This is a genomic window from Pseudomonas sp. UBT (genome assembly GCF_050915955.1).
GTDB classification, from domain to species: Bacteria; Pseudomonadota; Gammaproteobacteria; order Pseudomonadales; family Pseudomonadaceae; genus Aquipseudomonas; species Aquipseudomonas antarctica_A.
In genome coordinates this window covers 3,270,809-3,281,329 of record NZ_CP168079.1, presented here as the reverse complement: position 1 = coordinate 3,281,329, position 10,521 = coordinate 3,270,809, and the positions used below count along the sequence as shown (strand labels likewise).

Sequence of the window (10,521 nt, the reverse complement as noted above, 5' to 3'; positions counted from 1 at the left end):
GTAGTGTGGGGTTTCCCCATGTGAGAGTAGGTCATCGTCAAGATTAAATTCCGAAACCCCTGTTTGCTAACGCAGACAGGGGTTTTGTTTTGGGCGGTCGAAAAGTGAAGCGCTACGGCTTTTCCTAAAATCCTTGCTGCTTGATCAGCTCAATCAGTGCTCTCAGACCGGCCGGTACATGGCGTCTTCCCGAGTAGTAGAGGCGTAAAGCGTCGAAAGGGGGTGTCCATTCTTCGAGCGCCCGCACCAACGTCCCCTTCGCCAGGTCTACAGAGGCATTCCATTCCGTTAGATACGTTAATCCCATTCCAGCTCTGGCTGCCTGAAGCATCAACGTTGGATTATCAAGTGTCAGCGCGCCTCGTACGTCAACTGCAATAGTTTCGCCGTGGCGCTCAAACTCCCAGCGATAGATTGAGCCACTTGGCATCCGGCTACGGATACATTCATGAGCGCTTAGATCCAAAGGGTTCAAAGGGGCAGGGTGCCTTGCAAAGTAGGCTGGGCTACCCAATACGGCAAACCTCTGAGGCGGGCTGATATCAATCGCGATCATGTCTTGTGGAACGCTATCGCCAAGACGAATACCCGCGTCAAACCCTTGAGCCACAATATCCACCAGCCGACCTTCAGTGACGATATCCACTTTCATCAGCGGATAACGCCGCATGTACTCCAGCAGCAGCGGCATTACCTGCTTGGCGGCACCTGCTGAAGTATTAAGCCGTAATGTGCCACTCGGCGCCGCCTGACTATTGCCCGCTTGTTCAAGCGCCACACGGATAGTCGAAAGGGCGGGTGTGATCGTGCTGACAAACTCTGTCCCTATTTCTGTCAGCGACACACTTCGCGTCGTACGATGAAACAGTCGAACGCCCATCCGCGCTTCAAGTGTGGCGATTGAGTGGCTGAGCGCTGATGTCGATACATTCAGCTCGGTCGCCGCTGCCCTGAAACTGCGATGTCGCGCAACGGCCAGCACCGCTTCCAGTTCATTCAGTCCGGATGTGTTCATTGTCCTGGATCGCTCATCAAGTCATGCGGCGTTGTGCGGATTATCAGGTCAATCATAGTGGCTTACCGTAAGGCATACCAACTGAGTGCCCTCGGAGGCTCCATGCATCAGGTCGACCAGATCTACATCAATGGCCAATTTGTTACGCCCCACGGCGAACAGCTTTTTGACCTGTTCAACCCAGCGACCGCCCAGTGTATTGGTCAGGTTCGCCTGGCTGATGAGCAAGATGCAAACAACGCGGTCAGCGCCGCAAAACAGGCATTTCCCGAGTTTTCACGCACGACAAAATCCGCGCGTGTCGATTATCTGAAGTGTATGCATGCCGCGGTCGCAGCCATAGAGACGGAACTTACAGGCGCCATCATCGAGGAGTACGGCGCCCCGGTATCCCGTGCACGGTGGATGGCCAAGCATGCAGCAAGTGTGCTTCTGGACGCGGCGGCCGTGCTTGCTGACTACGACTTCACGCGACGCATCGGCATCGCTGATGTGACGATGCAGCCTCTGGGTATTGCCGGGCTCATCACCCCCTGGAACAGCAATGCCGGCTTCATCTGCGGCAAGCTGGCCGCAGCATTGGCGGCCGGTTGTACAACAGTGATCAAGCCGAGTGAAATGAGCGCCATCCAGACATCTATTGTCACGCGCGCTCTGCACGAGGCAGGCTTGCCACCCGGTGTATTCAATATTGTCACCGGGCGTGGTGAAACCGTTGGAACCGTGCTGAGTGCGCACCCCGACATTGCCAAAGTCTCATTCACTGGCTCTACCGCTGTAGGCAAACAGATCCTGATGGCTGGGGCGCAAACGCTGAAGCGCATCACACTGGAGTTGGGTGGTAAGTCGCCGGTATTGATACTCGATGATGCCGATCTGAAAAAGGCCATACCCATGGCACTTCAAGCCGGATTCATGAACAGTGGCCAGGCGTGTATTGCCGGTACCCGCATGCTTGTGCCGGCCCACCGCTTGGCTGAAGTAGAAGCGCTGATCGTCGAGGAAATGGTCGCTATCCGCGCGGGCGACCCCAATGACAGCGACACGAGTATCGGCCCGATGGTCAGTCTCAAGCAGTGGCAGCGGGTTCAGCGATATATTCAGATCGGCATCAAAGAGGGCGCGCATTTACTGGCGGGCGGTCTTGGTTTGCCTGATGACCTCGGTGCCGGCTGGTTTGTCAGGCCCACCGTATTCAGTCGTGTCACAAACCAGATGACCATTGCCCGTGAGGAGATTTTCGGTCCTGTGCTATCGATCATCACTTACAGCGACGAGGAGGACGCGCTGGCGATTGCCAATGACACGCCCTACGGTCTCCAGGCTTACATTCTGTCATCCGATCTACCGAGGGCTCACGCGTTGGCTGCTCGCATCGATGCCGGTCGCGTGTTAATCAACACCCTGGCCCACGAGCCCCGTGCACCCTTTGGTGGCTTTAAACAATCAGGCATCGGCCGTGAGTATGGCACTTTCGGTTTGGAGGCCTTTCTGGAGCCAAAATCTGTCCTCTCCTGACAAAACAGCATGCCGTTGGGGAAATCGATGCAAAGTGTTTCTGCATTTTTGGTATGGTGCAGCACATTTTCACAAGGATTGATCTGTCATCCGCAGGACGCGGCGTCGACCTTCTTCAACGAGATGCTGTAGAAATGCCTGAACCGATACCGATCAAGGATCACGAAAAAGAAAACCGTCTGGTCAACAAGCGTTTGTTCGCCTGCGCGCTGTTGGTAATTGGCATTACTTGCGCCCTGGTCGGGCGCATGTATTTCCTGCAGGTTGTGCAGTACGACTACCACTCGACGATTTCTGAAAACAACCGCGTCCACGTATTGCCGATTACGCCAACTCGCGGCCTGATTTATGACCGTAATGGCGTGGTTCTGGCTGACAACCGCCCCAGCTATAACCTAATTATCACTCGCGAGCGCACCACTGACCTTAAGGGCGAATTGGACGCCATCGTCAACCTGCTGCATTTGCCGGCAGAAGATCGCGCGGTGTTCGACAAAGCGCTGAAGCAGGCCCGCCATCCTTTCGTGCCCGTTACGTTGTTCTACGAATTGACCGAAGAACAGATCGCCGTATTGGCTGTTAACGAGTTCCGCCTGCCCGGTGTCGACGTCGAGCCGCAATTCGTGCGTCATTATCCGCTGGGTGCGCATTTCGCCCATTCGATTGGCTACGTCGGCCGGATCAATGAAAAAGAATCCAAGGCGCTCGATTCGGTGGAGTACCGTGGCACCCAGTCTATCGGCAAGACCGGTATCGAGCGCTTCTACGAGTCCGAACTGCACGGCCATGTCGGCTATGAAGAGGTCGAGACCAATGCCCAGGGCCGCGTATTACGCGTGCTCAAGCACACCGATCCGATCCCCGGCAAAAACATCGTCCTGAGCCTCGATGTCAAACTCCAGGAAGCCGCCGAAGAAGCCTTGGGCGATCGCCGTGGTTCGGTCGTCGCCCTTGACCCGCAAACCGGCGAAGTGCTGGCCATGGTCAGCAAGCCGAGCTTTGACCCGAACCTGTTCGTCACCGGCATCAGCTTCAAGGAATACGCTGCGCTGCACGACTCCATTGACCGGCCGCTGTTCAACCGCGTACTGCGCGGGCTTTACGCGCCCGGTTCGACGATCAAACCGGAAGTGGCCATCGCGGGTCTAGACAGTGGTGTGGTGACCGCGCAAACACGAGTGTTCGACCCCGGTTACTACCAGTTGCCCGATTTTGACCACAAATACCGCAACTGGAACCACAGCGGCGATGGCTGGGTGGACATGGACGCGGCCATCATGCGCTCCAATGACACCTACTTTTACGACCTGGCTCACAAACTGGGGATTGACCGCCTGCACGACTACCTGGCCGAATTCGGTCTGGGTCAAAAAGTCTCACTGGATATGTTCGAAGAGTCGGCCGGCTTGATGCCTTCCCAGGCCTGGAAGCGTGCGACACGGCGTCAACCCTGGTTCCCGGGCGAAACCGTAATCCTCGGCATTGGCCAGGGTTACATGCAGGTCACGCCTTTGCAGCTGGCGCAGGCCACTGCGTTGATCGCCAACAAAGGTGTATGGAACCGGCCGCACTTGGCCAAGACCATCAATGGCGTGCCGCCCGTGGACGAAAACCCGATGCCTAACGTGGTTCTGAAAGATCCGCGTGATTGGGAACAGGTCAACCACGGCATGCAACTGGTGATGCACGACCCGCGTGGTATCGCTCGTGCGGCGGCGCTTGGCGCCCAATACCGGATTGCCGGCAAGAGTGGTACCGCGCAGGTGGTGGCAATCAAGCAAGGTGAGCGCTACAACCGTAACAAGACCCTTGAGCGCCATCGTGACAACGCCCTGTTCGTTGGCTTCGCGCCGGCTGAACACCCGAAAATCGTGATCTCGGTGATGATTGAGAACGGCGAGGCCGGTGGCCGCGTGGCAGGCCCTGTGGTGCGGCAAATCATGGACGCCTGGCTGCTCGATCAAGAAGGCCACCTGAAGCCGCAATATGCGACGCCGGCCAAAGCGCCAGGTGACCCGCACGTCTAAGTCAGGCCTTCCACTCGTCCCATTGTTCCAGGCTTTCATAAGCCAGCCAGGGCACATCATGGGCTGTCCAGATGTGCGAGGTGGGCCGGACACCCGGATCATCATCCAGTGTCGCCACCCGCACAATCACATGGGGCTGATGCCCGCGCTCTGCCACCAGGTGTGAGCCGCAGCGCGAGCAGAAATGCCTGAATTTACCCGGCGATGACTCAAAAGCCGACAGCAGTTCTTCACCCTGCGTCCAGCGAAAGTGCTCACGCATCACCCCGGCCGTGGTCACAAAAGCGGCTGCATGCACCTTACGGCAGCTGTCGCAATGGCAGTGGCTGATGGGCATATCCAGGCTGTCAATTTGATAGCGCACTGCTTTGCAGAAGCAACTTCCATTCAACGGGTCAGTCATAAACGTATTGTCGGATCAAGGATAGGGTCATCATCATCGCGCACAACCCAAGGTTGCGCATTGGTCGATGTCGCCTACTGTCAATGGAGGAGGTGACTTATGCACGTATTAGATCGCATCGAACGAAAGGTCCTGCTCAACGCGTCACGCAAACAGGTCTGGGAAGCACTCACCGATGCCGAGCAGTTCGGCAGCTGGTTCGGCATCGCCCTCAAGGGTAAAACCTTTGCCGCTGGGGAAACCATTGAGGCGCCGATAACCTACCCTGGCTACGAACATGTCGTGTGGAAGGCCAGGATCGAACGCGTCCTGCCACAAACCCTGTTCTCTTTCTGGTGGCATCCTTACGCGGTGGAGAAGGACGTGCACTACGACAAGGAAACGCCGACCCTGGTCGAATTCACCATCGAGGATCGCGCGCCCGGCATCCTGCTGCGGGTGGTCGAATCAGGCTTTGACGCGGTGCCCGAGGCCCGACGCCAGAAAGCGTTCAAGATGAATTCCCGTGGCTGGGATGAGCAAATGAGCAACATCGAAACCTATCTCGGCCAGGCCCGTCGCGCCTGACCCAAACGGGCATCCCGAGGATGCCCGCCTTCGTTGCAATCAGTCTTCGAGAACCGTGGTGATTGGCCGGGTGACCGGTTTTTTTTCAGGTCGATGTGGGTAGTCATCAATTGCACCTGTATCGGGTGGTGGGTCAGCGATGCGCCAATCCGCTGGCCCACCCGGTTGTAACGGTTTTAGAAATCAACCGTCGCCGACAACTTGGCTACTCGCGGATCACCCTGGGTCAGATAGCCGCCCAACGCCGACTCCCAATACTTGGTATTCGCCACGTTTTCCACGGTGGCGCCCACCGTCACATCGCGCTGGGCCACCTTGAAGTTGTAGCGAGCCCCCACGTCGAAGCGGTTCCAGGTCGGCAGGCTCAGGTTGTTGGCCGCATCGGCGTACTGGCCGCCGGTGCGCAACATACGTCCGTTCACGGTCACGCCTTGCAGGCCGGGCACATCCCAGTCCACGCCAGCGTTGAGCTGGAACGTCGGCACGCCGATGGCACGGTTGCCGTCGTTGGCGCCGTTTTGCGTGCCGTTGACTTCGGTGTGAATAACGGTCGCGCCGCCCAGCAGGCGCAGGCCGCTGACCGGTTCACCGAAGACGCTCAGTTCTACGCCCTTGTTGACTTGCTCGCCCTGGAACACAAAGGTCGCGCTTTGATCTGCGTTCAGTTGAGAGTAGCCCTGAGTCGGTTGCTCGATTCGGTAGACACCCAAGGTCGCCCCGTACGTGCCCATATCAAGCTTGACGCCGGCCTCGGTCTGTTTCGAACTAGCCGGTGCAAAGGTCTGGTTGGCGTTGGTCACGGTGGCGTTGCCGAACGTGGTCGGTGCAGTCGGCCCGGAAGCCAGGCCCTCGATGTGGTTGGCATAGAACGAAACGTGGTCCCAGGGTTTGAATACCAGGCCATACACCGGCGTGGTGATGCCCTTGGCGTAGTTGGCGGTGCGCGTGCCTGTGCCGTATGCATAGCCCTGAACCACCAGTTCCTGGCGGCGCAGACCGGCAGTGAACAGCAAGCGGTCATCCATGAACCCCAAGGTGTCTGACACTGCCGCGCTGCGAGCGAATGTCTTGGCGGTGATGCCAGGGTCGTTCAGGTCACTGCCGGCGGTGTAGCCGCCCTTGGCCGGCGCGGCCACGTCGGCTGGATTATAGAGGTTGGTCGCCTGGCTGCCGGAGGCAAAGTCAAACGCGTTGCGTGCCTGGGTCCAGATGCCGGTCAAGCCCAGGTTCAATTTGTGGCTGACAGATCCTGTCTGGAACTTGCCGTTCAGGCCGGCCATCAGGCTGGTGTTGTCTTCCTGGTGAGCGATGTTCGAACCACTGACGGTGGCATTACCCAATGCGTCGTTCAGGGTAACTGACGAGTAACGCCCGATCTCGTTGGTGTGCTTGGCGCCGCCAGCGACATAGGCGGTCCAGTTGTCGTTGAGGTCGTACTCGCCACGCAACATGCCGAAGGTATCTTCAAGGCTGGTGGTGCCCCAGTTCGGCGCGTAGTTGGTGTCGGCGGACGGGGCGTTCGGGATATGGGTCAGCCCATTGCCGAGCAACACCGTATTGCGGCCGCCATTGACTTGCTGCTTCTGATAAACAAAGTCGCCCGACAAACGCAGTGCATCACCGCGGTAATCCAGCCCGACGGAGAACAGCTTCGAACGCTGGTTCTCATCGTCGACCGCAGTATCGCCTTCACGCTGGGACAGGTTCACCCGCGCACCAAAGCGGTTGTCCTCGCCAAAGCGCTGGCCGATGTCGAGGTGTTCACCCATCCGCCCATCACTGCTGATATCCGTGCTGAAACGGCGCAGCGGCAGATCATCGGCGCGCTTGGGTTGCAGGTTTACGCCGCCGCCAATGCCTGAGCCGCCGGGCGTGACACCGTTGATAAAGGCATTGGGGCCCTTGAACACTTCAACCCGTTCCAGGGAGTCGGTGGACATGATCTGGCGCGGCAGGATGCCGTACAAGCCGTTGAACGAAATATCGTCGCCATTGAGTGGCAAGCCGCGAATCACGAAAGCCTGGGCCTGGTTTGCGTAGCCCGATGCCTGGCGCACCGACGCATCATTGAGCAACACATCGCCGACGGTTTGCGCTTGCTGGTCGCGAATCAATTTCTCGGTATAGGAGGACATGCTGAACGGCACATCCATGATGTCCTGGTTGCCCAGCACTCCCAATTGGCCACCGCGTGCAACCTGGCCGCCAGCGTAAACCGGGGGCAGGGCGTTCGGCGCAGGCGCCTCGGCATTGATGTTGGTGGCGCCCAATTCCAGTGTGTTGCCGTCCTGACGGTTGTTCGCATCCTGCGGGGTGACTGGGGATGCAGCATGAGCGGTGAGGCTCAGAGAACAGCAAAGGGCGAGCAGGGTCGGGCGAAACGGTACAGAAAGTCGGCTGCAAGTGGGCATGGTCGATCCTGACGGCGAACCGTCAATGTGAGGAAAAGGGCAACAACGTTGCGCTTCCTCGCTGCGCGGATACGACTCCGGTGCAAATGATAGTGATTGTTATTAATATTCTGCAACAAATTTGTGGGATTGCAGTCTGGGCGCGCGTTAACGTGCCGCGTTTGGCCGGATGCCGAGTAGAATCACGCCCTGAAAGCGATTCCTGAGGTGCGGTACGGTGGATTTACAGCAGGGTTTTGTCCTGACCCGGCATTGGCGCGACACCCCGGCGGGCACGGAGGTCAGTTTCTGGCTGGCCACGGACCTCGGGCCGCGGTGCATCCGTCTCCCCATGCAAACCTCGGTCATGTTTATCCCCGAGGCCCATCGCAAGCATCTGGATTGGCTGCTCAAGGGCGAGCGCGATATCGAGTTGCGCCCGTTGCAGCTGTGCGATTTCCACCATCGACAGGTCCTGGGCCTCTACACCCGCCAGCACCGCCAAATGATGGACCTGGAAAAACGCCTGCGCGCTGCGGGAGTTGATGTATACGAAGGCGACGTGCGCCCGCCCGAGCGCTACATGATGGAGCGCTTCATCACCGCCCCGGTGTGGTTCGGTGGTACACCGGACGTGAATGGCACGCTGCTCGACGCACACATGAAACCCGCGCCCGAGTACCGCCCGCCGCTGAAACTGGTGTCTTTGGACATCGAGACCACTGCCCAGGGCGAGCTGTATTCCATTGCCCTCGAAGGCTGCGGCGAGCGCCAGGTATACATGCTCGGTCCGCCGAACAAGACCGATGCCGTCGACTTCAAGCTCGACTACTGCGACACCCGCGCGCAATTGCTCGAACGCCTCAACGCGTGGCTCGCCACCCATGACCCCGACGCGATCATCGGCTGGAATGTGGTGCAGTTCGACCTGCGTGTACTCCACGAACATGCCCAGCGCCTCAACGTGCCCTTGCTGCTGGGCCGTGGCGGTGAAGCCATGGCCTGGCGCGAACATGGCAGCCGCAATCACTATTTTGCGGCAGCCGCTGGGCGCCTGATTATCGACGGCATCGAAGCCCTGCGTTCGGCTACCTGGAGCTTCGAATCCTTCAGCCTTGAAAACGTCGCGCAAACCCTGCTTGGCGAAGGCAAGGACATCTCCACGCCTTACCAGCGCATGGATGAAATCAACCGCATGTTCGCCGAGGACAAGCCCGCCCTGGCGCGCTACAACCTCAAGGACTGCGAGTTGGTCACGCGGATTTTCGAGAAGACCGAGCTGCTCAAGTTCCTGCTGGAACGGGCCAGCGTCACCGGGCTGCCGGCCGACCGCAACGGCGGCTCCGTCGCCGCGTTCACCCATCTGTACATGCCATTGATGCACCGCCAGGGCTTTGTCGCACCGAACCTTGGCGACAAACCACCCCAGGCCAGCCCCGGCGGGTTTGTCATGGACTCGCGGCCCGGCCTCTACGAATCGGTGCTGGTGCTGGATTACAAAAGCCTCTACCCGTCGATCATCCGCAGTTTCCTGATTGACCCGGTCGGTCTGATTGAGGGCCTCAAGCACCCCGATGACAGCGAATCGGTGGAAGGCTTTCGCGGTGCGCGTTTCTCGCGTAGCCGGCACTGTTTGCCGTCCATCGTTGCACGCGTTTCCGAAGGGCGCGAAGTGGCCAAGCGCGAACACAACGCGCCACTGTCCCAAGCCCTGAAAATCATCATGAACGCGTTCTATGGCGTACTCGGTTCCAGCGGCTGTCGGTTCTTCGACACCCGGCTGGCGTCCTCAATCACCCTGCGTGGTCACCAGATCATGCGCCAGACACGGGAGCTGGTTGAGGCCAGGGGTTATGAGGTGATCTACGGCGATACCGACTCCACTTTCGTTTGGCTGGGCGGCGCCCATTCCCAAGAGGACGCCAGCCGTATCGGCCAGGAATTGGTGCAGTACGTCAATGCGTGGTGGCGTGCGCATTTGCTCAATGAGTTCGGCCTGCAAAGTGCCCTGGAACTGCAATACGAAACCCACTTCAGCCGCTTCCTCATGCCGACCATTCGCGGCGCGGAGGAGGGCAGTAAAAAGCGTTACGCCGGCTTGGTCGTGCGCGCCGATGGCAGCGAAGAAATGGTCTACAAAGGCCTGGAAACCGTGCGCAGCGACTGGTCGCCCCTGGCCCGGCAATTCCAGCAGGAACTCTACCAGCGCATCTTCCATCGCCAGCCCCATCAAGACTATGTGCGCGACTATGTGCGTCGAACGTTGAGCGGCGAACTCGACGACCTGCTGATCTACCGCAAACGCCTGCGGCGTCAACTGGATGACTACGAGCGCAATGTCCCGCCTCATGTGCGCGCTGCGCGCCTGGCGGATGAATACAACGACCGTCTTGGGCGCCCACGTCAGTACCAGCGGGGTGGCTGGATCAGCTACGTGATCAGCGTCAACGGCCCGGAACCGCTGGAGGTGCGGCAGGCACCCATCGACTACGACCACTACGTTACCCGTCAATTGCAGCCGGTGGCCGATGCGATCCTGCCGTTCGTGAATGATGATTTCGGCACCTTGGTCGGCGGGCAAATGGGCCTGTTCTAAAACGC

The 10,521-nt window shown here is 58.9% G+C and carries 7 protein-coding genes; 4 read left to right on the top strand and 3 right to left on the bottom strand.

Translation table 11 applies throughout. From position 1 onward, the window contains the following. Positions 1-124: 124 nt before the first annotated feature. A complete protein-coding gene (locus tag ACDZ94_RS14955) occupies positions 125-1,015 on the bottom strand; it encodes a LysR family transcriptional regulator (protein ID WP_262667473.1) in 891 nt (296 codons plus the stop codon). Positions 1,016-1,117: 102 nt separating this feature from the next. Between ACDZ94_RS14955 and ACDZ94_RS14950 the strand changes: the two genes are divergently transcribed. Next, on the top strand, positions 1,118-2,533 hold the full coding sequence (locus ACDZ94_RS14950) for an aldehyde dehydrogenase family protein (RefSeq protein WP_432750383.1): 1,416 nt from the start codon (positions 1,118-1,120) through the stop codon (positions 2,531-2,533). 134 nt (positions 2,534-2,667) lie between these two features. Further along, entirely contained in the window at positions 2,668-4,560 is a 1,893-nt protein-coding gene (mrdA, locus tag ACDZ94_RS14945) for a penicillin-binding protein 2 (protein ID WP_064451708.1), read from the top strand. A 1-nt stretch (position 4,561) separates the two neighbouring features. Here mrdA and ACDZ94_RS14940 read toward each other — a convergent pair whose 3' ends face one another. Continuing rightward, entirely contained in the window at positions 4,562-4,963 is a 402-nt protein-coding gene (locus tag ACDZ94_RS14940; protein ID WP_128591727.1) for a GFA family protein, read from the bottom strand. Between the two features lie 99 nt (positions 4,964-5,062). Here ACDZ94_RS14940 and ACDZ94_RS14935 point away from each other — a divergent pair, with 99 nt between their 5' ends. Then, positions 5,063-5,530, top strand: coding sequence for an SRPBCC family protein (locus tag ACDZ94_RS14935; protein ID WP_221294365.1), 468 nt, complete (start codon positions 5,063-5,065; stop codon positions 5,528-5,530). 176 nt (positions 5,531-5,706) lie between these two features. Here the strand turns inward: ACDZ94_RS14935 and ACDZ94_RS14930 are convergent, their stop codons facing one another. Continuing rightward, entirely contained in the window at positions 5,707-7,941 is a 2,235-nt protein-coding gene (locus ACDZ94_RS14930) for a TonB-dependent receptor (RefSeq protein WP_432750382.1), read from the bottom strand. Positions 7,942-8,158: 217 nt separating this feature from the next. Between ACDZ94_RS14930 and ACDZ94_RS14925 the strand changes: the two genes are divergently transcribed. Then, positions 8,159-10,516, top strand: coding sequence for a DNA polymerase II (locus ACDZ94_RS14925; RefSeq protein WP_432750381.1), 2,358 nt, complete (start codon positions 8,159-8,161; stop codon positions 10,514-10,516). The last annotated feature ends 5 nt before the right edge of the window (positions 10,517-10,521 follow it).